At 59.1% G+C, this 25173-nt stretch carries 19 protein-coding genes and 1 pseudogene; 7 read left to right on the forward strand and 13 right to left on the reverse strand.

Features of this window, described 5'->3' with window-relative positions:
• Positions 1-77 precede the first annotated feature (77 nt).
• The 8 genes from BFL40_RS05250 to BFL40_RS05285 form a co-directional block, all read right to left on the reverse strand.
• Complete coding sequence (locus tag BFL40_RS05250) at positions 78-623, reverse strand: DUF2058 domain-containing protein (protein WP_071482950.1); 546 nt, start codon at positions 621-623, stop codon at positions 78-80.
• 25 nt (positions 624-648) lie between these two features.
• On the reverse strand, positions 649-1482 hold the full coding sequence (mazG, locus tag BFL40_RS05255; protein WP_071482951.1) for a nucleoside triphosphate pyrophosphohydrolase: 834 nt from the start codon (positions 1480-1482) through the stop codon (positions 649-651).
• 21 nt (positions 1483-1503) lie between these two features.
• Complete coding sequence (gene relA, locus BFL40_RS05260) at positions 1504-3747, reverse strand: GTP diphosphokinase (protein WP_071482952.1); 2244 nt, start codon at positions 3745-3747, stop codon at positions 1504-1506.
• A gap of 136 nt (positions 3748-3883) precedes the next feature.
• Positions 3884-5236, reverse strand: a complete 1353-nt coding sequence (rlmD, locus tag BFL40_RS05265) for a 23S rRNA (uracil(1939)-C(5))-methyltransferase RlmD (protein ID WP_071482953.1) — start codon at positions 5234-5236, stop codon at positions 3884-3886.
• A complete protein-coding gene (gene cysM, locus BFL40_RS05270) occupies positions 5236-6138 on the reverse strand; it encodes a cysteine synthase CysM (RefSeq protein ID WP_071482954.1) in 903 nt (300 codons plus the stop codon). Before cysM ends, rlmD begins: the two co-directional genes overlap by 1 nt.
• A gap of 106 nt (positions 6139-6244) precedes the next feature.
• The gene (locus BFL40_RS05275; protein ID WP_071482955.1) at positions 6245-12166 is read right to left on the reverse strand and encodes a dermonecrotic toxin domain-containing protein; all 5922 of its coding nucleotides are present in this window, start codon (positions 12164-12166) and stop codon (positions 6245-6247) included.
• A gap of 55 nt (positions 12167-12221) precedes the next feature.
• Positions 12222-12818, reverse strand: coding sequence for a tRNA-uridine aminocarboxypropyltransferase (locus tag BFL40_RS05280; protein ID WP_071482956.1), 597 nt, complete (start codon positions 12816-12818; stop codon positions 12222-12224).
• A 6-nt stretch (positions 12819-12824) separates the two neighbouring features.
• Positions 12825-13718 (reverse strand): LysR family transcriptional regulator, encoded by an 894-nt coding sequence (locus BFL40_RS05285; protein WP_017134867.1) that lies wholly within the window; start codon positions 13716-13718, stop codon positions 12825-12827.
• A gap of 149 nt (positions 13719-13867) precedes the next feature.
• On the opposite strand from BFL40_RS05285, the gene speB reads away from it, so the two are divergent.
• Genes speB through BFL40_RS05305 form a run of 4 tightly spaced genes read left to right on the forward strand, consistent with a single transcriptional unit; the run spans position 13868 to position 18191 of the window.
• Positions 13868-14818, forward strand: a complete 951-nt coding sequence (gene speB, locus BFL40_RS05290; RefSeq protein WP_064453522.1) for an agmatinase — start codon at positions 13868-13870, stop codon at positions 14816-14818.
• Complete coding sequence (locus tag BFL40_RS05295) at positions 14818-15240, forward strand: YybH family protein (RefSeq protein WP_071482957.1); 423 nt, start codon at positions 14818-14820, stop codon at positions 15238-15240. Before speB ends, BFL40_RS05295 begins: the two co-directional genes overlap by 1 nt.
• A gap of 21 nt (positions 15241-15261) precedes the next feature.
• Positions 15262-16773, forward strand: a complete 1512-nt coding sequence (locus tag BFL40_RS05300; RefSeq protein WP_071482958.1) for a purine-cytosine permease family protein — start codon at positions 15262-15264, stop codon at positions 16771-16773.
• A 35-nt stretch (positions 16774-16808) separates the two neighbouring features.
• Positions 16809-18191, forward strand: coding sequence for a sodium:solute symporter family protein (locus tag BFL40_RS05305; RefSeq protein ID WP_071482959.1), 1383 nt, complete (start codon positions 16809-16811; stop codon positions 18189-18191).
• A 205-nt stretch (positions 18192-18396) separates the two neighbouring features.
• On the opposite strand, the gene BFL40_RS34265 is transcribed toward BFL40_RS05305, so the two are convergent.
• Positions 18397-18519 (reverse strand): PA1414 family protein, encoded by a 123-nt coding sequence (locus tag BFL40_RS34265; protein WP_003193089.1) that lies wholly within the window; start codon positions 18517-18519, stop codon positions 18397-18399.
• 154 nt (positions 18520-18673) lie between these two features.
• A complete protein-coding gene (gene ptrR, locus BFL40_RS05310; RefSeq protein WP_071482960.1) occupies positions 18674-19567 on the reverse strand; it encodes a putrescine utilization regulator PtrR in 894 nt (297 codons plus the stop codon).
• A gap of 103 nt (positions 19568-19670) precedes the next feature.
• Between ptrR and BFL40_RS05315 the strand changes: the two genes are divergently transcribed.
• On the forward strand, positions 19671-20870 hold the full coding sequence (locus BFL40_RS05315; RefSeq protein ID WP_071482961.1) for an MFS transporter: 1200 nt from the start codon (positions 19671-19673) through the stop codon (positions 20868-20870).
• On the opposite strand, the gene BFL40_RS05320 is transcribed toward BFL40_RS05315, so the two are convergent.
• The 3 genes from BFL40_RS05320 to BFL40_RS05330 form a co-directional block, all read right to left on the reverse strand.
• On the reverse strand, positions 20782-22224 hold the full coding sequence (locus tag BFL40_RS05320; RefSeq protein WP_071482962.1) for an NCS1 family nucleobase:cation symporter-1: 1443 nt from the start codon (positions 22222-22224) through the stop codon (positions 20782-20784). The genes BFL40_RS05315 and BFL40_RS05320 overlap by 89 nt on opposite strands.
• A 198-nt stretch (positions 22225-22422) precedes the next feature.
• On the reverse strand, positions 22423-22821 hold the full coding sequence (locus BFL40_RS05325; protein ID WP_071482963.1) for a DUF2177 family protein: 399 nt from the start codon (positions 22819-22821) through the stop codon (positions 22423-22425).
• A gap of 52 nt (positions 22822-22873) precedes the next feature.
• Positions 22874-23710, reverse strand: coding sequence for a CvfB family protein (locus BFL40_RS05330; RefSeq protein WP_017845295.1), 837 nt, complete (start codon positions 23708-23710; stop codon positions 22874-22876).
• 322 nt (positions 23711-24032) lie between these two features.
• Here BFL40_RS05330 and BFL40_RS05335 point away from each other — a divergent pair, with 322 nt between their 5' ends.
• Together BFL40_RS05335 and BFL40_RS05340 are read left to right on the forward strand one after the other, a co-directional pair.
• The gene (locus tag BFL40_RS05335) at positions 24033-24212 is read left to right on the forward strand and encodes a PFL_1563 family small protein (protein ID WP_003193095.1); all 180 of its coding nucleotides are present in this window, start codon (positions 24033-24035) and stop codon (positions 24210-24212) included.
• Between the two features lie 206 nt (positions 24213-24418).
• Positions 24419-25141, forward strand: a pseudogene (locus BFL40_RS05340) (TorF family putative porin).
• The last annotated feature ends 32 nt before the right edge of the window (positions 25142-25173 follow it).

Below are 25173 nucleotides of genomic sequence, written 5' to 3' on the forward strand. Positions count from 1 at the left end.
GAGCGGGGTTTTCTTTGGGGCTGCTTCGCAGCCCGACGCGGAACAAGCCCGCTCGCCACAATGTTGTTTCTAACGGCTTACCACATCAGATCGTCAGGGATCTGGTAGGCCGCGTACGGATCATCCTCATCCGGCACCTGGCTTTCGGTCAGGATATTGAGCTGCACGATACGTTCCGGTGCGCGCTCCTGAATCTTCAGCGCCGCCTCGCGCGGGATCACTTCGTAACTACCGCCGTGGTGCACGATCGCCAGGGAGCCGTTGCTCAGTTTGTTGCGCATCAGCGTGTTGACCGACAGGCGCTTGACCTTCTTGTCGTCCACGAAGTTGTAGTAGTCCTCGGTGGTCAGTTTCGGCAGGCGCGAGGTCTCGATCAGTTGCTTGACCTGGGCGGTGCGGGCCTTGGCCTCGGCTTTTTCCTGTTGCTGGCGGTTCAGCTCCTGGTCGCGCTTGACCTTCTCGGCCTGCGCTTCCTGGGCCAGGCGAGCCTGGGTGTCATCGGCCTCGACCTGGCCTTTGTGGACCAGGCGCTGCTGCTTCTGTTTCTCTTTGCCGACCTGCTTGGCCTGCTTTTGGTTGACCAGACCTGCTTTGAGCAACTGGTCGCGAAGGGAAAGGCTCATGGTGCTTACTCACTTAGGCAACTGCTCAACCGCAGCTGGACACATTCTTTTCCTGACGTTTGGCTTCGCCCCACAGGGCGTCCAACTCTTCGAGGGTGCAATCTTCTATGGATTGGTGCGTATCGCGCAATGCCTGTTCGATAAATCGGAAACGTCTTTCGAACTTGGCATTGGCGCCACGCAGCGCAGTTTCCGGGTCGACTTTGAGGTGACGGGCCAGGTTGACCGCCGCAAACAGCAGGTCACCGACCTCATCGGCAATCGCCACCGAATCGTTATCGGCCATGGCCTCGAGCACTTCATCCAGCTCTTCGCGCACGTTATCCACCACCGGCAAGGCTGATGGCCAGTCGAAGCCGACTTGGCTGGCGCGCTTTTGCAATTTGGCGGCACGGGACAAGGATGGCAACGCCGTGGGCACATCATCCAGCAGGGAGAGTTGCTCCGGTGCGTCGGACTTTTCCGCTCGCTCCTCGGCCTTGATCTGCTCCCAGCGCTCCTTGACCTGTTCTTCGCTCAATTGCGGGATATCCAGCGGTGCGTACAGATCACCGGTGGGGAATACGTGAGGATGGCGACGGATCAGCTTGCGCGTAATGCTGTCGATCACCCCGGCAAATTCGAAGCGCCCTTCTTCCCGCGCCAACTGGCTGTAATACACCACCTGGAACAACAGGTCGCCGAGTTCACCTTGCAGGTGATCGAAGTCACCGCGCTCGATGGCGTCGGCGACTTCGTAGGCTTCCTCCAAGGTATGCGGGACGATAGTCGCGTAGGTTTGCTTGATGTCCCACGGGCACCCGAATTGCGGGTCCCGCAGACGGTTCATCAGGTGCAGCAGGTCTTCAAGCGAATACATCAGCAACTCTCAAAAAAGCAGTCATGGCGTACGATTGCGCCGGGTCTCGATGATGTTCGGCAACTGGGAAATCCGCCCCAGCAACCGCCCCAACGCGTCCAGCCCCGGAATCTCGATGGTCAGGGACATCAACGCAGTGTTGTCCTCTTTGTTCGAGCGGGTGTTGACCGCCAGCACGTTGATCCGCTCATTGAGCAGCACTTGCGACACGTCACGCAGCAAACCGGACCGATCGTAGGCTCGAATCACGATGTCCACCGGGTAGGTGAGCACCGGTACCGGCCCCCAGCTGACCTGGATGATCCGCTCCGGCTCACGCCCGCCGAGTTGCAGCACCGAGGCGCAGTCCTGGCGGTGAATACTCACCCCACGGCCTTGGGTGATATAGCCGACGATCGCGTCGCCCGGCAACGGCTGGCAGCAACCGGCCATTTGCGTCATCAGGTTGCCCACACCCTGGATCTGAATATCGCCACGCTTGCCCGGTTTATAACCGGTGGCCTTGCGTGGAATCAGCTCCAGCTGTTCGCTGCCGCGCTCCGGCTCCACCAATTGCTGGGCCAGGTTGACCAATTGCGCCAGGCGCAAGTCGCCTGCGCCAAGGGCGGCAAACATGTCTTCGGCGGTCTTCATGTTGGCCTTTTCGGCCAGCTTGTCGAAATCCACCTGCGGCAGGCCCAGGCGCGCCAATTCACGTTCGAGCAAGGTCTTGCCGGCGGCAACGTTCTGGTCACGCGCCTGCAATTTGAACCAGTGGACGATCTTCGCCCGCGCCCGCGACGTGGTGATGTAACCCAGGTTCGGGTTCAGCCAGTCGCGGCTTGGCGTGCCGTGCTTGCTGGTGATGATCTCGACCTGTTCACCGGTCTGCAGGCTGTAGTTGAGCGGCACGATGCGCCCGTTGATCTTGGCACCCCGGCAGTTGTGGCCGATTTCGGTGTGCACGCGGTAGGCAAAGTCCAACGGCGTGGCGCCCTTCGGCAAGTCGATGGCGTGGCCGTCGGGGGTGAAGATATAGACCCGGTCCGGCTCGATATCCACCCGCAGCTGCTCTGCAAGACCGCCGATGTCGCCCAGCTCTTCGTGCCACTCCAACACTTGGCGCAACCAGGAGATTTTCTCTTCGTACTGGTTGGACCCGGACTTGACGTCGGTGCCCTTGTAACGCCAGTGCGCGCAAACCCCCAGCTCCGCCTCTTCGTGCATGGCGTGGGTGCGGATCTGCACTTCCAGCACCTTACCTTCAGGGCCGATCACTGCGGTGTGCAGCGAGCGATAGCCGTTTTCCTTGGGGTTGGCGATGTAGTCGTCAAACTCCTTGGGAATATGCCGCCACAGGGTGTGAACGATACCGAGCGCGGTGTAGCAATCGCGCATTTCCGGCACCAGCACGCGCACGGCACGTACGTCGTAGATCTGGCTGAAGGCCAGGCCCTTGCGCTGCATTTTGCGCCAGATGGAATAGATGTGCTTGGCGCGACCACTGATGTCGGCGTCCACGCCGGTGGCCTGCAACTCTGAGCGCAATTGGCCCATCACGTCGGTGATAAAGCGCTCACGGTCGAGCCGCCGCTCGTGCAGCAGCGCGGCAATCTGTTTGTATTGATCGGGTTCGAGGTAGCGGAAGGACAGGTCCTCCAGCTCCCACTTGATATGGCCGATGCCCAGGCGATGCGCCAACGGCGCGTAGATGTCAAAGACCTCGCGGGCGACACGGTTGCGCTTCTCGTCGTCGGCAGTTTTCACCGCACGGATCGCGCAGGTGCGTTCAGCCAGTTTGATCAGGGCGACGCGCACGTCGTCGACCATCGCGACCAACATCTTGCGCAGGTTTTCCACCTGGCCCTGAGTGCCCATCACCATGGACTGGCGCGGGCTGAGACTGTCGCTGATGGCCGCCATACGTGCCACACCATCAATCAGTTTGGCCACCACCGCACCGAAACGCTGGCTGACCAACGGCAGCGCGATATGCCCTTCGCGCACGCCGCGATAGAGCACGGCGGCGATCAGCGAATCCTGGTCCAGCTTGAGATCGGCGAGGATCTCTGCGATTTCCAACCCGGTACGAAAGCTCGAAGTGCCTTCAGCCCACAGGTTCTTGGCCGCATTATCTTGTTGCTCAGACTCACGAGCGAACTCGCAAGCCGCCTTCAAGGCTTCACGGTCCAGTGCCGGGTCGACACTGACGGCATGATCCAGCCATGCCTCGAGATTGATACTGCCGTCGGTGTTGATCGGCTGGTGTGCTCTCACCTGTACCATCTTGCTTACCTTCCCTACGACGCACCTTTGATGCGCCAGAAATCATCGCTGACCTGCTTCGTAACCTTAGGCTACGCACAACTCCCTGACAGGTCACGGCCCAGGAGATACAGGCCAGTCGGATTAAACGGGCATCCTAGCCCGCTTCAAATAACGCCATGGCCTCGACATGCGCTGTTTGCGGAAACATGTCGAGGATCCCGGCACGCTTTAGCCGGTAGCCTTGCTTGACCAACTCAACCGTGTCCCGCGCCAGCGTTGCCGGGTTGCAGGACACATACACCAGGCGCTTGGCTCCCAGAGTGGCTAGCTTGCGCACAACCTCCAGGGCACCATCACGGGGTGGGTCCAAGAGTACCGCAGAAAAGCCCTGTTTGGCCCATTCCGCGTCAGTCAAAGGCTGGGACAAATCGGCCTGAAAAAACTGCACATTATGCAAATTATTACTGACGGCGTTCTGCGCAGCCCGATCCACCATGGTCTGCACACCTTCTACCGCCACCACTTCGCGTACCTGTTTGGCCAGTGGCAGGGCAAAGTTGCCCAGCCCGCAAAACAAGTCCAGCACCCGCTCGTCGGGCTGTGGCGCCAGCCAATCCAGGGCCTGTGCGACCATCGCTTCGTTGACTCCGGCATTGACCTGCACAAAGTCTCCCGGACGATAGGCCAGTTCCAGATCCCACTGTTCCAACCGATAGCCCAACGCTGAGTCCGCATCGACCGGCGCAGGCTCACCCTCGCCATGCAGCCACAATTGCGCTTCATGGAAAGTACAAAATTCTTTCAGGATCAGCAGATCCGCATCCGACAACGGCGCCATATGCCGCAGCAACACGGCGATGGACGAACCACTGAACAACTCCACATGCCCCAGCGCCTGCGGTTTGCTCAGGCGGCGCAGCATATTCGGCAACCGCTGCATGATCGGTTGCAAGGCCTGTACCAGCACCGGGCAATCATCGATGGCGACGATGTCCTGGCTGGCCACGGCACGGAAACCCACGGCCAAGTGTTTTGCCTTTGCATCCCAGCGTACGGCCACCCGAGCACGCCGGCGATAGGCAAATTCCGACCCGCTCAAAGGTGCGGCCCACGCTTGCGGTTCCACACCGGCCACGCGGGACAGTTGCTCGGCGAGCATGCGCTGTTTCAGGGCGAGTTGTTCGTCATGGGGCAAATGCTGCACGCTGCAACCGCCGCAGCGGCCAACATGGGCGCACGGCGCCGGGCGGCGTAGTTCACTGGCCTTGAACACGCGCTCGGTGCGGGCTTCAACCACTTTGCCGTGGGCGCCCAACACGCGCGCTTCCACTTCCTCACCGGCGAGCGCGCCGTTGACGAACCAGGTGCGCCCCTCGAAGAACACGATGCCACGGCCGTCATTGGCTAGGCGCTCGATGATCAAGCGTTGTTTCTTGCCTACTGGAATCTGCGGGGCCCGGCTGCCGCCCGTCGGTTGGAAGCGCAGGCCTCTCTCGTGCTTGGCCATCAGTTGGGTTCGTCGAAGATGCCGGTCGACAAGTAACGGTCGCCACGGTCACAGATGATCGCGACGATCACCGCGTTTTCTACTTCTTTGGACAAGCGCAACATACCGGCCACGGCGCCACCAGAGGACACACCGCAGAAGATGCCTTCTTCACGGGCCAGTCGGCGGGTGGTGTCTTCGGCTTCACGCTGGGCCATGTCGATGATGCGGTCCACGCGCGTCGCGTTGTAGATCTTCGGCAAATACTCTTGCGGCCAGCGACGAATACCAGGAATGGACGCGCCTTCCATCGGTTGCAGGCCGACGATCTGGATATTCGGATTCTGCTCCTTGAGGTAGCGCGAGTTACCCATGATGGTGCCGGTAGTGCCCATGGAGCTGACGAAATGGGTGATGGTGCCCTGGGTCTGACGCCAGATTTCCGGGCCGGTGGTGGTGTAGTGCGCCTCAGGGTTGTCACCGTTGGCGAACTGATCCAGCACCTGGCCACGGCCTTCGGCGGCCATGCGCTCGGCGAGGTCGCGGGCGCCTTCCATGCCCTCTTCCTGGGTGACCAGCACCAACTCGGCGCCATAGGCGGTCATTGCCGCCTTGCGCTCGGCACTGCCGTTGTCGGGCATGATCAGGACCATCTTGTAACCCTTGATTGCCGCGGCCATGGCCAGGGCAATCCCGGTGTTACCCGAGGTGGCTTCGATCAGGGTGTCGCCGGGCTTGATCTGCCCGCGCAGCTCGGCGCGGGTGATCATCGACAGCGCCGGACGGTCCTTGACGGAACCGGCCGGGTTGTTCCCTTCGAGCTTGAGCAACAGGGTATTGCTGGTTTCACCCGCCAGGCGTTGCAAGCGGACCAGGGGCGTGTTGCCGACGCAATCGGCGATTGTAGGGTACTGCAAGGTCATGGCGTATTCGCAATCCAGACTGCGGGGCGAACATCATACCGGGAAAGGCCGGCGGGCCATATCACGCAAAGTGCGGTGCTTATGGCTTTAAGGAATAAGCGTTGACTCAGCCGATAACGAAGTCCGTCCATTCTTCTTGCGTCAGTTGGGTAATAAGTGTGTTCTCGTCTGCCTTCCTCAACGTTTGAATATTGCTGACGAAAGCCAAATAGGCACCTTCGTCCATCGCCCCACTGTCCACCTGCTCCAGGGCGCGCTCCAGATCCCGATCGTAATGCCCCAGGAAAGACTCAAAACGCGCTGTGTATTTGAGCTCCAAAAACTCCACCCAATATTCTTCGCCCCTCACTCGCTCAGGCCAATTGAGGCCGAACTCTTCACGCAGAACACGTGTACGTAATTCATTTACCGACTCGCCGCGGGGCACTGCGCTGGCTAAATCAAACCGCCCCGACAGTGCAAGAGGCAAGTCCAGAGTGGCGGCCAGGGCGATTCGATAAGCAAGAATACGTGCGCAAGCTTCTCGCGAAGATTGCTGGGGAAACTCTCGCATCAAGTGGTGATCGATAGAGCCCAGGCGCCGTAAGGCTCGGTAATAATTCAAGAAGTCGGGACCTGCGGTTTCAATGTTTCCAGCCAGTCTCTGCACGGGCCACATCGCCAACTCAATGTCATTGAGACATAACAGCCAGCCATCGTTACCACCACTCATGTAACTCATGGGCGCCTGAAAAAGGATCTGCTGCAGCCGACCATTGTGGTTCGCACCGTCAATCAGCAGCCAGATGCGCTGCGTTACATCCTGACGCAGCGCTTGATGTTCCAAGGCAATCAATGGGGGATAAGAGGACAGGTTCCAGAGTAAATCAAAAAAACGATCGGCCATTTGCTCGCCTACCAATAGCGACCATTCAGCCCGACGCAGCGGCACTTCATTCAGAGGGACAGGCACCAGCCATCGCTCAACCGATGGGAGCGGAAATACTCCGTCGCGCCACAGCCCAAAATCAATGTTCTGATAACCCGGGTACCTGCGGTAAGAACCGAGCAGTTGCAAGGTCGCCTGGGAAAGCTGATTGCCGTGAAGGTTCATGGCGCGGTGGACGCGCTCACCCAAGTCAAGGTCGGACTCGGTCAGAACCGTTAATTGGTTATCGCGCAAATCGAAGGTTCGCAAGTTCTCCAACATCTCCACGCCCAACGGCAGCAGGTGAAGCTTGGCGCCCCTGAGCATCAACACACTCAGCACCTTGAGCGGGGTCAAATTCAGCCTCGCGCCGTGCCCGATCGGATTATGGGACAGGTCGAGTTTAGTCAGGCGGGACAATGCCTCAAGGCGCTGTACATCTCGAAGGTTGGGCTTGATCAAGTTGTTCGACAGTTTCAGGTGTTGCAGGTGCGTTAACCCATCCAATCCCTGCGGTACGTTTTGCAGTCGGTTGCCATCAAGATGCAGCGTACGTAATGCCGTAAAGCACCTGAGGAACCTGGCCGGCAAAGTTTCCAACAGGTTGTTCCTGACACTCAACTGCATCACATGACCAAAATGCGCGTTCAACGTGGGCAGGTCATTCAGCGTCAGGTCGTCGAGATGAAGCTCGTAAGGAACTCCTCGAGAAGAGTCCTCTTTGCGCCAACAACGCCGGATTCGCTCTGCTGCCTCATTACGCGCAGACGCTTGCCCAGCGTCACCCTGCAGACTCCACTGTTCAAGCGTACCGTTCAGGGTATCTCGCTCTTTGAATAGAAAGTCGATGGCCGCCTCACGCTCACTGACGGAGTCGCTCAGGTTCTCCAGAAGATCAAACACCTCTTGATCGGTTTTAGCGGGAAACAATTCACGCATCCGCGCCACCTGTGCACGATCCACCGGCCCCAGTTCATCACCACCGCTCAACGGATAACCAATCCTCCCGTCAGCCAAGCGTCGTGGCGGGTTGTACCAGGGGCGCCGACCGATTTCGAGCATCGTTTCAGCGAACTCCCAATGACGCGTCAAACGACTGCCGATCTCGGCCGTCAGCTCAGCGGGCCCTCCGGCATGGGTGTAGCCAAATGTCTGGCGTTCCGGGGGTGGTAACGCAGCCAACAGTACAGAGAGGAAAGTCCCCGGGCTGCCCGCAGGTTTGCGGTCACCGTTCGTTTGAGGGATGTAGGCCTGGTAACTCCCACCGACAGGCTCCAGAACACGGATGAGAGGTCCGTCGACGGGGCCGATGCTGTCTATCAGGTGCCCTCTTTCTCGCACCTCAACCCGCAGGTGCTTGGGCCATCCGTCTATGTCCGGCAATATGTGCAGGATCAATTTTGCGCTGTCTTCACTGAACGCAGCAGACAGGTGCACCCCCTCCATCGCGCGGGTTTTGCGTAAATACTCCAGCCACCAACGTATGTCCCGCGTCAGGCTCAAAGGAACGCGCCCCTCCAGCAAGCTCTGGCGCTCACTCGCCGTGACATTGCGCACCAGGTCCTCGGAAATCGCTGCGGTCAAAGACGGGAAGTGGCGTTGCAACACCTGCGCCAAGGGATCAGAAGACACTTCACTCTTATGGCTCAATTCCTTGAAAAAAAACCGCTCCATTTGTGGCCGGTCGAGTGCTACTTTCGCTTCAAGTACGGTGACCTGATCGGCGCGGCCAACACCTGCATGTCCGACCAGCCCATCGGCCTTATCGGGGCCGACCTCACCGAGCAGCTGATCGAAAAAGTCCCGCCCCACTTCAACGCCTGCCTTAACCCGCTGATGAACATTGAACCGTTCGATGGTCTCAACCAGCATCACCGGTGGGCGCTCGTTGCGTACATGCATCCGACGCAGGATGTCCGGTGTCACGCCGCTGATTTGTTGAATCTGCTCGATGGCATCCGGCGACAGCGCACGCGTCAAAGGTCCCAGGCGATAAAACGGTTTCTGCCCATCCCAGGTCAGTGGGGTTTCCCATTCATGGCGCCAGGCGCCGGCGCCGTTGTGGATCAGCACAGGCGCGTATGCATCGTTCAAGGAAGGGTGTTGAATACGCCAAGGTCCAAGCGGCACGGCCTGGTCGACCTTGAAATACGCACCTTCAACATACAGGTAGCAACCCTCCCCCAGACGGTACAGCCCAAGGGCATCGGCCTGTGGCGCAATAAGTGACGCATCGACGGTACAGGCGTACTGCTCGATCTCTCGCCGATAAGGATAGAACGAGCCATCGAGCGCACGATTGCGCAGCATGGCCTGGGCGACCTGATAACGGAATTCGGTGATTGCCTGCTGTGCATCCCCCCCAAGTTTGAGCTGATCAGCCTCAGGTAGCTGAATCAGGATCGCGTCATAGAAGCTGTCAGCGCCGGAGAACCCCGCGCCGGTTCGAGACTCACCAGAGCAATACGGCGCAAATCGCCCCTGGCCTTGATCAATGACGATAACCGTCCGGTTCTCACCTCGAGAAATGTAGGGTACCGCCTGTGCTGCAGGACTGACGACCAATGCCTGGCCGGTGATGTCACGCAATACGCCGTAGGCAAACGTTGCTGCCCAATTCTGGGTTTGCCGGTTAAACCGGCGTGGGTGAAAGATCCCGTCGACGATAGCTTCCCGACGTGCCACTTGGCGGGCGACACGCAGCGCCTGGTAAAGCGCCTCGGGCTGCAATTGTGATTGCAGCAGTTGCGTCTGCTGATGCTCCGATAAGGGATGTTCGCGCAGCACCTCCAACAGCCGCGCCGGGCTCAGCTCAGGGTGCAGAGTCTGCAACTGGGTAATCACGGCTGGCACGGGATAATCGCGGCCTACACTGTCCGGCAACAATCTGCGCACTGATGCACTGGCCCCGCCTGCGATGGAACGGCTGGCATCGGAAAACCGAGTGAGTACGTCAAACAGGTCGACTTTCAAAACCCTGGCCTGAATTGCCAATAGCTGACGAAGCATCTGCTCCCCGCCCGAAAAAATCGCCGGTAACAACGCCGCAATGGCCTGTGGCAAATGGGCGGTGAAACGCCGTGGTGTGGCATAAGCAAATTGATGGTTTTCCAGTGCAGTCACCGTGACCCGTTCCGTCGTTGGGCGAGTCGCATCCTTGCTGTAGCGCCGCACTTCCAGGCCTTGATGGTTTTCAATGCTCAACGAGGTACTCACCGGCCAGCCTTCCAGTTGGGTGAGCAACGGCGCAATGACTTCAACGGCACCCACCGGCGCTGGACGGCCGGGATCGGCACCTTCTGCAACCCAGTCGATCAGCTTGTCGGCCCTGAACCGGTGCGCCGCCTCGACCAGTGAGGCCGATGGCTGAGCGCCCTCCCAGACCTGATCCAAGGTGTGCCGTGATGTGGCACTTGAGTCGAGTACCGCCTCCAAATCCCGGGCCGGAACATCCTGGACACCGAGCATTCTTTCGAGAGCCTGAGGGTTTGTCAGGCGTTGATGGTCAGGGCCGACACTGCGCGATTGGGACAGTTGCTGATACAAGCGCTGATGGCGACGCTGCACGCCGATGGCCAGTCGGGTCTGCAAGCGACCGCTGACGAGCAAGTCGACCAGGTCAGCAAAACCCTGAAGTAATTCGCCAGGCTCACCTTTAATCGCCTGGGAACCGCCTTCAATCAACGCTTGTTCGAGTGCAGCGAACATCGCGAAGGCGCGAACCCGCCCCAACCCTTTGAGCGCACCTGGCACCGGGATCAGCAGCACATTGAGGATTTCACTGAACACAGCCTGGAACAGCTCGATCAGGGTCGACATGAAGCCTGGTGTTTCATTCGCCAGTTCCTGCAAGTTGGCTCGACAGCGCGCGATATAGAAATCGTTCAAGCTGACGACAGGCACCTTTTGCACCGAGTTGCGCACGTAGCCGATCGCTCGCGGGCGGTCAGTCGTAGGAATTGACTGTGCCAACGAATGGATCAGTTTGGCGAACCCTTCCAGATCATGAGGTGGCGGTGTTTTTTTGGCGATTTGCTTCAGTCGTGCGCAGTCACGCAGCAACATGATCTGATACAGCCAATCGACCTTGCCTCGGGAATAGAAAGCGTGGAACGCGACATGAAATTCCTCGCAAGCCTCACGATGGCTGGCATTGTGGCGCAGAGAGCCGCCGGGACGGTTCGGGAAAAAGCTGAAGGCACCTTTGCAACCGCTGACCGAAAAAACAATGTGGGGAATACTCAGGCTATCACCCGGTGGCGGGGCTACGTATTGCCCAACCAGGCCCATGGTTTGAGGTATCCAACTGATGTTGTCTAAGCCATGGGGAACGAACAGCAGCATTTCCTCCACACGTTCCCACTGAGCCTCCCCCGCCAGCGCACGCTTCACGTACTGGTATTTGTCCCTGTCGATTCGGCTGTCCGTTGTATTTTTCAAAGCCTCTATCAGGGCAAATTCAAATTCGGCACTCGCCAGCCTCATCACCTCGGCCCCCAGCGAAGCGCCGGCCTGAAGCGCCTGATCGAGTCGTTCTTTGAGCTGCCCACCGATATCGAGCCGACGCACCAACGCGATGAAATCGCCGGCCGTGGCGTTGATCTCCTTATCGAGGTAACTGGCATCGGCCAAACCAGTACGACCGGGGTAGCTCCAGCCGGTCAAGCCGTCGTAGTTCAGGCAGGCAGCATCCCACAGGGTGACGCTGGCGACCTTCACCACCCTTTCGCTCTCATCTTCATGAGCGGCGCGCCGGACGCGACTGGACGATTGGAGGTAACGGGTATGAATCTGTGCAACGGTGGGGTCGACATCCTGGCCTGTCAGCGTTTTCAACTCGGCGCGCAATGAAGCCAACGCCTGTTGCTCAAACGCTTTGGTCAGTTGGCTGATGCCCTGCTCCAGGGATTTTTGAGCATCGATCCAGGCCTTTTGCGCACGCACGTACTCGCGTTTTTCTTCATCGTTGAGCGTGCCGAGAAAACCGCCGAACTTAGTTCGCAGGAAATCCAAAGCCTGTAAGGCTGACCATTCCGGGCTCGCCATCAACGGCCCTTGTTGCTGAGCCGTGAATTCGATCAACGGGCCCTGCGAGGCGGTATTGGTATTCGGCTCGACCATTTCATATGCTCCTGAAAAGGTCAGCCTATCCCGTCATCACACGCTTTTTCGGTAGCTATGTAGAGCCGTGGTTTTTCTCGAAAACCTCCATGCCCATTGCCGCAATCTGACCTTCGATCAGCGCTTCGAAGGGCTTGAGCAAGGGTTCAAATGAGACAGGCGCCTCCAGCACTTGCAACGCCTGCACAATCGCCTCCACCGTTGACAACGCACCTGGGCCCGGCGCTTTGCGCAATCGGTAGCGGGAGACGGCGCCCATGGCCAGGGTCACGCGGGGCAACGCCGCCAGCAGCGGATTAAGGTGCAGCATCTTGCGCGCCTTACGCCAGGTGCCATCGGGAACCACCAGCAACAAAGGCTCGTCGGACGGTACATAAGCCTGCAACGGTTGTGCGTCATCGGCAGGAAACAACAGCCGCGCCTGATAACCAGGCGGGCTCAATAATGCCTGCAAATCCTCAAACACTTCACCCACCACCAACTGCGCATTGTTCAACCCCAACGCCGCCAACCGCGCGGTGTTGAGCGCATGGTTAACCTCGCTCGGATGCTGCAACAGCAACACGCGGGTACGGCTGTCGAGGCTGGGAATCAACGGGCACAGGCAGTGAGTGGCAGGCCTGAGACAGCGGGAACATTGGGGTCTGGACATGGTTTTTCAGGCCTGGTTGAGCTGGGCTTTGAGCAAGTCTCGAAAGGTTTGGATCAGCGGCTCACGGCTGCGGCCCCGGCGCATAATCATTGAGAACGGCGCCTGGTAGCCGAAGGTCGCCGGCAGCAGCACGCGCAAGTCGCCCTTGTCGGCCCAAGCCTGGGCGTAGTGCTCGGGCAGGTAGCCGATGTAGGCGCCGGACAGCACCAGGATCAACTGCGCCTCCATACTCTCCACAGTGGCGGCGCTGTGCTTGAAGCCATGGCGCGCCAGTTCGGCCTGGCTCCAGTAACCACGACCGACCATGCGCTGCTGGGTGATCACTTGTTCGGGGATGCGTCGTTCGTTGAATAAAGGATGCCGGGTGCTGCAATACAGCCAGTGCTGTTCGCGGTACAGCGGCATATAGATCAGCCCGCTCATACGGTTGGAAAAGGCACCGATGGCCAGGTCGAGGCGGTTGTCCTGCACGCCGAGTTGGAGCTCGTAAGGGCTCATCACCGACAAGTGTAAATGCACCGCCGGGTGCTCCAGGCTGTAGGCGCCGATCACTTCAGCGAACGGCAAAGCCTTGTCGCTGACGGTGGAGTCGAGCACGCCGAGCTTGAGAGTGCCGCGCAATTCGCCCTTGAGCGCCGCAGCGTATTGCTCGAAGCCTTCCAGTTCGCCCAGCAGGCGCAGGGTTTCCTGATGGAACAGCTCGCCTTTGCTGGTCAAGCTGAAACCGCCCCGCCCGCGATGGCACAGCACCAACCCCAACGCAGACTCCAGCTGGCTCATGTAAGTGCTGATAGCCGACGTCGACAAATTGAGTTCGTGCTGCGCATTGGCGAACCCCTGATGCCGCACGACGCTGACGAAAATGCGCAGGAGTTTCAGGTCGGGCAAGGCGTTGGCCATGGTCGGCTCCGGGTGTGGATGATGGCAGTCTACCTCCAAGCATTAGTTTAGAAAAATCTGAACTAAGTATTTGCCCCTGCCGATTCTTCCCGCCCCGGGCTTTTCGCAGAATCGGCCTCTAATAAACAAAACAACGATGAGGCACTCCCGTGGACAAGATTTTTCACCAGCCACTGGGCGGCAACGAAATGCCGCGCTTCGCCGGCATCGCCACCATGATGCGACTTCCCCACCTGCAAACGGCCAAAGGCCTGGACGCCGCCTTTGTCGGCGTGCCCCTGGACATCGGCACCTCGCTGCGAGCGGGCACCCGCTTCGGGCCACGTGAAATTCGCGCCGAATCGGTGATGATCCGCCCGTACAACATGGCCACCGGCGCCGCACCGTTCGACTCGCTGTCGGTTGCCGACATTGGCGACGTGGCGATCAACACCTTCAACCTGCTCGACGCCGTGCGCATCATTGAAGAAGCCTACGATGAGATCCTCGAGCACAACGTGATCCCGATGACCCTGGGCGGTGACCACACCATCACCCTGCCGATCCTGCGGGCGATCCACAAGAAACATGGCAAGGTCGGGCTAGTGCACATCGATGCCCACGCCGACGTCAACGACCATATGTTCGGCGAGAAAATCGCCCACGGCACCACCTTCCGCCGTGCCGTGGAAGAAGGCCTGCTCGATTGCGACCGCGTGGTGCAGATCGGCCTGCGCGCCCAGGGCTACACCGCCGAAGACTTCAACTGGAGCCGCAAGCAGGGCTTCCGTGTGGTCCAGGCCGAAGAATGCTGGCACCACTCCCTCGCGCCGTTGATGGCTGAAGTGCGCGAGAAAGTCGGTGGCGGGCCGGTGTACCTGAGCTTTGATATCGACGGCATCGACCCGGCCTGGGCACCCGGTACCGGCACCCCGGAAATCGGCGGGCTGACCACCATCCAGGCGATCGAGATCATCCGTGGCTGCCAAGGCCTCGACCTGATTGGTTGCGATCTGGTAGAAGTCTCGCCGCCGTACGACACCACCGGCAACACCTCGCTGCTCGGCGCCAACTTGCTGTACGAGATGCTCTGTGTACTGCCCGGCGTGGCGCACCGCTGATGAGCGCGCAAGACGTGCTGAAAGCTTCGGCCGACCTGGTGTCGGCCTTCGCCCGCAATGACCGCGAGGCCTACTTCGACGCGTTCACCGCCGATGCGAGTTTCGTGTTTTACACCCTCCCCCAGCCGCTGCTCAGTCGCGATGCCTACCAGGCATTGTGGGACAGCTGGCGTCGGGACGATGGGTTTGAGGTGCTGTCGTGCGCCTCAAGCAATGCCTTTGTCAGCCTGCAAGGCGATGTGGCGATTTTTATGCATGACGTGGCCACCGAGCTGCGCATGAACGGGGAGCAATTTTTTAGCCAGGAGCGCGAGACCATTGTCTTCAAACGGCAAGGGGCTGGCACACAACAAAAACAAGGCCTGTGGCTGGCCTGTCACGAACATTTGTCCGCAATGCCGGAAGGGCTGCCGCCCCCTTAGCCAATGTGATCGGAGCTGATCATGAATAATAAAAACAACGAAAACAGTATTCGCAAAATAGAAACCAACGGGGTCGAACAGATCCCGGACCACGAACGTACCGCCGGCCCCAAGGATCTGTTTCGACTGATCTTCGGCGGCGCCAATACCTTTGCCACCGCCGTGCTGGGTTCATTCCCGGTGCTGTTCGGTTTGTCGTTCCAGGCCGGTGTCTGGGCGATCGTGCTGGGGGTGCTGGTAGGCGCGCTGATCCTGGCGCCCATGGGCCTGTTCGGGCCGATCAATGGCACCAACAACGCCGTGTCTTCTGGTGCGCACTTCGGCGTGCACGGGCGGATTGTCGGCTCGTTTCTGTCGCTGCTGACGGCGATTGCCTTCTTCTCACTGTCGGTGTGGAGTTCAGGTGATGCACTGGTAGGCGGTGCGAAACGCCTGATCGGCCTGCCGGAAACCGACCTGACCCTGGGCTTGGCCTACGGCGTGTTCGCCATTCTGGTGCTGACCGTGTGCATCTACGGCTTTCGCTTCATGCTGTGGGTCAACCGTATTGCGGTATGGGCGGCGAGCCTGCTGTTCCTGCTGGGGATCTTCGCGTTCGCACCGACCTTCGACAGCCATTTCGCCGGCACCGTCGCCATGGGCCAGACCGGCTTCTGGGCCGCGTTTATCGGCGCTGCACTGGTGGCCATGAGCAACCCGATTTCCTTCGGCGCATTCCTCGGTGACTGGTCGCGCTACATCCCACGTGAAACACCGAAGGGCCGGATCATGCTGGCGGTGGTCGCGGCACAAATCGCCACGTTGATCCCGTTCCTGTTCGGCTTGGCCACCGCGACCATCGTAGCGATCAAGGCTCCGGACTACATTGCGGCCAACAACTACGTCGGCGGCCTGCTGGCAGTGGCGCCGAGCTGGTTCTTCCTGCCGGTGTGCCTGATCGCGGTGATCGGCGGCATGTCCACCGGCACCACCTCGCTGTATGGCACCGGGCTGGACATGTCCAGCGTGTTCCCGCGCCTGCTGTCGCGGGTCAAGGCCACGCTGCTGATCGGGGTGATGTCGATTGCCTTCATCTTCATCGGACGTTTCGCCGCGAACCTGGTGCAGAGCGTGTCGACCTTCGCCGTGCTGATCATCACCTGCACCACGCCGTGGATGGTGATGATGATCATCGGCCTGATCGTACGCCGAGGCTTCTACTGCCCGGATGACTTACAGGTGTTCACCCGCGGTGAAACCGGCGGCCGCTACTGGTTCACCCATGGCTGGAACTGGCGCGGGCTGGGGGCCTGGATCCCAAGCGCACTGGTGGGGCTGTGCTTCGTCAACCTGCCGGGGCAGTTTGTCGGGCCACTGGGCAACCTGGCCGATGGCATCGATATCAGCCTGCCGGTGACGCTGGGGCTGGCATCGGTGGTGTACCTGACCTTGCTTCGCCTGTTCCCTGAGCCGGCCGCCGTTTACGGACCGACGGACCCACGCAGCAAGAGCATGGATTCGCTCGCTAAACCGGCATTGCAACAAGCCGCCTGATCGCCCATAAAAAAGATAATCGGAGAACTGCCGTCATGGCTTTGGATTTATTCGTCGTACTCATCTACGCCGCCGGCATGCTCGTGCTCGGCTATTACGGCATGCGTCGCGCCAAGACCCACGAAGACTATCTGGTCGCCGGTCGCAACCTGGGCCCGTCGCTGTACATGGGCACCATGGCCGCCACGGTATTGGGCGGTGCGTCCACCGTCGGCACCGTGCGCCTGGGTTATGTGCACGGTATCTCCGGCTTCTGGCTGTGCGCCGCGCTGGGCATGGGGATCATTGCGCTGAACCTGTTCCTGGCCAAGCCGCTGCTGAAGCTGAAAATCTTCACCGTGACCCAGGTCCTGGAAAAACGCTACAACCCCATGGCCCGCCAGGCGAGTGCGGTGATCATGCTGGCCTACGCACTGATGATCGGCGTGACCTCGATCCTGGCAATCGGCACCGTGCTGCAAGTGCTGTTCGGCCTGCCGTTCTGGATTTCAGTACTGCTGGGTGGTGGTGTGGTGGTGGTGTATTCGACCATCGGCGGCATGTGGTCGCTCACCCTCACCGATATCGTGCAGTTCGTGATCAAGACCGTCGGCCTGATGTTTATCCTGCTGCCGATCTGCCTGTACCGCGTCGGCGGCTGGGATGAACTGGTGGCCAAGCTGCCGGCGTCGAGCTTCAGCTTCACCGCGATCGGCTGGGACACGATCATCACCTACTTCATGATCTACTTCTTCGGCATCCTGATCGGCCAGGACATCTGGCAACGCGTGTTCACCGCCCGTGACGAAAAGGTCGCCAAGTACGCAGGCACTTTCGCCGGCTTCTACTGCATTCTCTACGGCCTGGCTTGCGCGTTAATCGGCATGGCGGCTCATGTGCTGATTCCAAATCTGGACAACGTTAACAACGCGTTTGCCGCCATCGTCAAAATGTCACTGCCGGACGGGATTCGTGGTTTGGTGATTGCCGCTGCACTGGCTGCGATGATGTCCACCGCCAGCGCCGGTTTGCTGGCTGCGTCCACCGTGTTGACCGAGGACCTGTTGCCGCGTTTGCGCGGGGGTAAACAGTCGAGCCTGAACATCAACCGCCTGTTCACGATGTTGACCGGTATCGCTGTGCTGGGTATCGCGCTGGTGGTGAACGATGTGATCAGCGCCCTGACCCTGGCCTACAACCTGTTGGTGGGCGGCATGCTGATCCCACTGATTGGTGCGATTTTCTGGAAGCGGGCGACAACCTCAGGTGCGATCACCTCCATGACGCTGGGCTTTGTGACGGCGCTGATCTTCATGTTCAAGGATGGCTTGGATGCGAACACGCCGATCTACTACAGCCTGGCGATCGCGTTAGTCAGTTTTGTTGTGGTGAGCTTGTTGTCACGCCGTCCAGAAACGGCTGCCGCTCAGGCGATCTGAGAGAAACAATAAGATTTAGAACGTTTTCTTCAGCGGGTGCGACGTCGGATGTCGCACCCGTTTTTTTGCCTGCACTAAAAGAACTGTGGGAGCGGGCTTGCTCGCGAAGGCGGTGTGTCAGTCAACCTTTCATCGACTGATACACCGCCTTCGCGAACAAGCCCGCTCCCACATTAATTCAGCTGCGATCTATTCATCGCGCGCTTTATCTGCGACGTGGCCGACGCTGCTCGTCATCCGTGCGAATCGGCACAGGTTGCAGCGGAGGCTCGATCAAGCCCAGCGCAACGCCGAGGTCATGGAGCCAGTTTTGAATTTTCTCTTTCATGGTTGCCCCCTTTGAGGGTAGTGCTGGTCGGCGGTAGCAGTGCTGTCTACGGAATGTCGCCGCTTCCTACTGATAGTAGCCCTAAGTCCTACGTAATGCTTGAACGAAACCACAACGAACTATTACTGAATTGATCAGAATCCTGACGGATCGTTCAAGCAATCGCGCGCGTATCTTGCACAAACTCAGCCTTGCCCTCTTGCTGCAGGTCGATCCATGCATTGAGGTTAGCGCCGAGCATACCCTTTCGCCACATCAGCCAGGTGGTGGCGGTGGCAAAAGGCCCGGTCAGGGGATGAACGGACACGCTGTCCTTACCTGGAAGACTTTCGAGCATGGATTCGGACATCAATGCCACGCCGGAACCCGCAATCACGCACGCAAGCATGCCTTGGTAGGACTCGATCTCGATTGCACGCCCCATGGCCACGCGATCGTGGGAGAACCAGGTCTCCAGGCGCGCACGGTAGGCGCAACTGCGGCGAAAGGTGAACACCGAACGCCCGGCGACATCCTGAGGCCCTCGCACCGGAGGGTGATCGGCCTCGCAAATCAACACCAGGCGCTCTTCGCACATCGGAACGCCGTCCAGGGAAGCGATAGTGATGGGGCCGTCCACAAATGCAGCGTCCAGGCGACCAGTGATCAAACCTTCGAGCAATTCACCGCTGGGCGCCGATTGCACCTGAAGGTTCACCATTGGAAAAGCTTTGTGATAGCGCGCCAACAGCTTCGGCAAATGAACCGCAGCCGTGCTGTACATGCTGCCCAGCACAAAATCGCCGGCCGGTTGCCCGCCTTGCACCGCGCCGTGGGCTTCGTCATGCAGCGCAAGCAGACGGGTGCTGTAGTCCAACAACACTTTGCCTGCAGGAGAAAGCTGCAAACGCTGTCGCTCTCGGACGAATAGTTCTACGCCAAGCTGCTCTTCCATCTGCTTGAGCCGGGTCGACAGGTTCGACGGTACGCGGTGCAAGCGCTCGGCGGCACGCGTGATGGAGCCCTCTTCCGCCACGGCCTGGAAAATCCGCAATTGACTGAACTCCATACCTTTCTCCAAAACTGAACAAGTTGCTCACTATTATTCATTTTTACAGAAAGTCAATCCGCTTTAGCCTGCTGGTATTCGCTTCCTTGCAGGAAACCAGAGCATGTCTCCCCTGATTCGCTTATTCGCCAGCTTTATCGCCTTGATGATGGCCATGGGCATTGGCCGCTTCGCCCTCACCCCGCAAATGCCCCACTTACTCAGTGAGGGGCAGATCGACCTGACCGGCGCCGGCCTGATCGCTGCGGCCAATTATCTGGGCTACTTCGTTGGCGCGGTGGATTCGATCTTCGCCCGCAGTCATCACCATGTGCGCGGACGGCTCTACGGGGGCCTGTGGTTGTGTGTGCTGTTGACCCTGGCGTCATACTGGGCCCATGGTTTCTGGCCGCATGTGCTGTTGCGCTTTGGTACCGGCGTTGCCAGTGCGTGGGCATTGGTGATGATCACCAGTTTGAGCCAGCCGCTGGCGATTGCCGCCGGACGCCCACGCCTGGGAGCCTTGGTGTTTGCCGGGCCTGGATTGGGGATTGTGCTGACAGGGCTGCTGGCCTTGGGCTCCAACTTGCTGGGGCAAGATTCAGCCACGTTGTGGTTGGTGTATGGCGTAGTAGCCTTGGTGATGTTGCTGGCGATCCTGCCGTTCTTACCTCAGCCGACCGTCACCATTACGCCAACGGCCGATACGGGCCGCAATGAAAGCATCACGCACTTGGGCTGGATCTACTTTTTGTATGGCCTGGGCTACATCATTCCCGCGACCTTTCTCTCGCAGATGGCCAGCGCACAATTCAAGGGTGCCTGGCAAGCCGACCTGTTCTGGCCGTGCTTTGGCCTGGCCGCAGCGATTGGCGTGGTGGTCGCAAGCCTGCGCCGCAAAGATCCGCACACCACTCGCCGCTGGCTGATGACCACCTTGTGGCTGCAAGCGGCCGGGGTGTTCGCTTGTCTGTTGGGCAATGGCTGGGGCCTGGCATTGGGCGTGTTGCTGTGCGGTGCGCCGTTCCTGGCGTGCATGCAGTTGGTGATGGCTCGCCTGCGTGATGTGGCGCCCCACGGCTACCAGCGCGGCACCGGGATGTTGACCGCCTGCTTCGCCATCGGCCAATTGTGCGGTCCGTTGCTGGCATCGACGAGCAGCCACTTGAGCGGCGGCCTGCAACCGGCGTTAGTGGTCGCTGGTTGTGGCCTGTTGTTGGCGGGCGCGGTGTTGGTCAGCCGACAACCAACGGCGCAGGTACGCGAACCTGTTCTCGCCGAGCGAGCACCAGGAAAAACAGCCCTCCCAGGAAGCAGCCGGTAAACCAGGCAAAGTTGGCCATGCCCTGCAATGTGGGGGTGAAGGTGATCGCGACGCCCACCAGCGTCGCGGGCACCAGCGCCTTGACCGCCGTCCAGTTCACGCCGCCGTCGAAGTAATAACGCCCGTTCGGGCTGTCATCGAACAGCGCGTCGACATCGATTTTCTGCTTTTTGATCAGGTAGAAGTCCACCAACAGAATCCCAAACAGCGGCCCGATAAAAGCCGCGAGAATGTCCAAGGTGTAGTGGATCATCAGCGGGTTATTGAACAGGTTCCACGGGGTGATAAAGATCGACGCCACCGCTGCGATCATCCCACCAGCACGCCAACTGATCTTGCTCGGCGCAACGTTGGCGAAGTCAAACGCGGGTGAGACGAAGTTGGCGACAATGTTGATGCCGATGGTCGCGGTGACAAATGCAAAAGCCCCCAGCAGCACGGCCATGCTGTTGTCGATACGCGAGACGGTGGCGATCGGGTCATGAAGCATCTCACCAAACACCGGCAAGGTGCCTGAGACGATCACCACGGTAACCAAAGAGAACGCCAGAAAATTTACCGGCAACCCCCAAAAGTTGCCACGTCGTACGTCCTGCATGCTGCGGCAATAGCGACTGAAGTCGCCGAAGTTCAGCGTAGGCCCGGAGAAGTAAGACACCACCAGCGCCGTCGCCACAATGACCTGGCCGAAGGCCTGCCAGCCCGACAGGGATTTTTCCGCGAGGGTGAAGTTGATATTCGCCCAGCCAGCCTTCCACACGATCCAGCCTGCCAGGGCAAACATCACGGCGTAAACCACAGGACCTGCCCAATCAATAAAGCGGCGGATGGATTCCATGCCAGCCCAGAACACCGCTGCCTGCAACACCCATAAGCTGAGGAACCCCATCCAGCCCAGGTAGGACAGCCCCGCGAAATGCGGCTCTGCATAGACCGCCATCTGTGGGAAGAAGCGCAGCACTACGATGATCAAGGCACTCGACGCCAGGTACGTCTGAATCCCGTACCAGGCCACCGCGATCAGGCCGCGAATCACTGCCGGAATATTCGCCCCAAAGACGCCAAAGGCCAGCCGACAAATCACCGGATACGGCACCGCCGCTTGTTGGCTCGGTTTGGCGACCAGGTTGGCAATCAACTGCACGATGCAAATGCCCGCGAGCAAGGCGATCAATACCTGCCAACTCGCCAGCCCGAGGGCGAACAGGCTGGCGGCGAATACATAGCCGCCGACGCTGTGCACGTCGCTCATCCAGAAGGCGAAGATGTTGTACCAGTTCCACTTTTGCGGCAGCGGGCCCAGGTCCTGGTTGTACAGGCGCGGGCTGTAGCCTTTGGGCAATTGTTCGGTCATCGCTTGGCTCCTCGAAATACCGGCCTGCGCTACCGTAACGGGGTGCATACGGTAGGCGGCATGGTTTGTATACGAGGCATTCAGCAGAATACGTGCCAATGGCACACAATCCCCATGAAACGGTATTCCAAAGGAGATCATGACGATTTAGAAGCGGGGACTACGCTCAGCAACGGTGCACATAAATCCTGTACACAATCACTGGCGCACTCGATGTGCACACAAGTAGCCGACGGTGCAGCAAACAGCAGTCAGGAACGTGCCCCAGGCCATATCCATAATCGCCAGCCCTGCAGACCAGCCTTGCAGCGTGGCCCAATTGCTCAGGTCGTAAGTACCGTAGGCCACCAAGCCGAGCAAGGCGCCAAGGCGCGCTGCACGCTGCCAACTGCCACTGGGCAGGACCACGAACACCACACAACCGACGACATACAGGAGATAAAACAGCACGGCAGGCAACAGGCGAGGCTGATCAAGCATCAGCGAGCCCAGCAGAGATTTATAGGTCGGGCCCATAAGGACGCCGAGCCAAAGGCCGTCGAGCACCAAGAAGGCAAGCAAGGTGCCGAGGTAGGCGAACAGTATTTTCTTAGTCATTCACGCCACCTCTGCAGGAGCACATTTGCTCCTACAGAAGAGCAAATCGCACTCAGCTTAGTTCAATGCGATCCGCATGAATCACAATCTGACCCTGCTTGTAGAGCGCACCAATGGCCTTCTTGAAGTTGCCTTTGCTGACGCCGAACAAGTTGCTGATCACCGCCGGGTCGCTTTTATCGCTGACCGGCAAGCTGCCGTTGTTTTCGCGCAACTTGGCGAGAATCTTCGAGTTGAGGCTGGAGGCCGCTTCCTGACCGACCGGCTGCAGGCTCAGGCTGATGTTGCCATCGGCACGGATCTCTTTGATAAAGCCTTTCTCTTCCTTGCCCGGGCGCAGGAACTTGAAGACTTCGTTCTTGTGGATCAGGCCCCAATGCTTGTTGTTGATGATCGCCTTGAAGCCCATGTCCGTGGCTTCGGCTACCAGCAGATCGACTTCCTGGCCAACCTGGTAGTTGGCGGGCGTCTTGTCCAGGTAACGGTCCAAACGCGCGGTGGCGGTAATGCGCTTGGTGTGCTTGTCGAGGTAGACGTGCACCACGCAATATTCACCGGCGGTCATCTGACGTTTTTCTTCCGAATACGGCAGCAACAGATCTTTTGGCAAACCCCAGTCGAGGAATACACCAATGCTGTTGACTTCCACCACTTTCAAACTGGCAAATTCGCCAACTTGAACTTTCGGTTTTTCGGTCGTGGCGATAAGTTTGTCATCGCTGTCCAGGTAAATGAAAACGTTAAGCCAGTCTTCATCTTCACTGGGAATATCTTTGGGGATATACCGATTAGGCAAGAGGATTTCGCCATCTTGCGCACCGTCCAGGTACAAACCAAAGTTAGTGTGTTTAACCACTTGCAAGCTGTTGTAGCGCCCGACTAAAGCCATTTCCAATACCCTCATTGCGTGGGCGGCATTCTACCCGAGTTGCGCCCGACACGCGCGGGCGCCTGAAAAATCAAGGGTGGGCGTGGCGTTCTACTGGCACCGCCCCGCTCGTCTGATCAGACGACTGAATTTTGCCAGGGTGCAAGTCGTCGCCGCCACCGTGGATTCTAGTTAAAACAGTAAGTTAGAGGGTTATTTCAACGATAAACTTTGGCTATTTCCAACTGAACTCATTATTCCTCAGGGATATTTGCCAAGCAATTGTCAAGCATTTCCTGTACGATGCCTGGCCAAGTTAATTTTCTACAGGTTAGTGGCCGCCATGCGCGTAAAAGCATCCAACAGCAAAGCAAAGCCAGCTCCCGCCGTTGAAACCAGCGAATCGATCAACAGCCAGATCGCTGCATTCCTCAAATCCGGCGGCGAAATCCAGCAAATTGCCAAGGGCGTAAGCGGCCAGACTTTCGGCCCGTCCAAGCAAATCAGCCTGGGCAAGAAGTAATACCTGCGCAACACACCTGGTCCCTAAGCGCCTTGCCTTCAAGGCGCTAGGACTAGAGCCCGAAACACCCTCTTGCTCCATCCCTTCACACACCAATCGACGAACGGGTCTCATCACCAGGCATTCGCCGGTATGCTTGCACACGTCTAACACGGGCATCTGCCCGATTTTTCCGTTACTGCTCCTCGCTTTTCATAGAGTGAAGCATGCTCAAACCCTGCATTGTCCTGATCTGCGCTCTAATAGCGTGCCCACTGGCCGAAGCGCAGATTTTCCAGCGTGAATTAGGCGACTTCGACCTGAAGCTGGGCACTACCCCCGGCCGCAGCATGGCCCAAGGCTTGGTCAAACCCACTTCGCCGGGTAGCGACTCGTTCCATGGTGGTCTGGACCTGAGCCATGACAGCGGCCTATATATCGGCCAATTCTCACCCAGCATGGGGCTGGCCTCGACCAGCAACCTCGAAATCGATTCCTACATGGGCTTCAAGCATCCCTTCGACCAGACCCTGGGCTACGAAGTCGGATTGATCCATTACAGCTACCCCAAGCTAAGCCCGCTCGACAGTCAGGAGTTTTACGGCGGCCTGAACGTGCTGGGCAATCGCTTCGGCGCTGCCTTCAGTAACGACCCCGACCGCCAGGACAGCACCCTGTTTGCCGACCTCGGCGGCACACAGCCCTTCGGCATCGGCGTCAGCATGAAGTAAACCACCCACCAACTGGGCACTCCGGTCTCGGTGGACAGTGGCTCCATTCGCAGCTTCAGCGACTGGTCGGTTCAGTTCTCCCGCGAGTGGATGGGTGTCGACCTGGACCTGATCTACAGTGACTCCAGCCTCAGCGGCGGAGATTGCTCAGCCTACTCCGGACACAATTCGCAATGCGACGGCCTGTTGACCTTGAAGGCTGTGCGGTCGTTCTATTGATGGGCTGAACTGTCGCGCTCTGCGAGGGTTCA

It is taken from the genome of Pseudomonas costantinii (assembly GCF_001870435.1).
Taxonomy (GTDB): Bacteria; Pseudomonadota; Gammaproteobacteria; order Pseudomonadales; family Pseudomonadaceae; genus Aquipseudomonas; species Aquipseudomonas costantinii.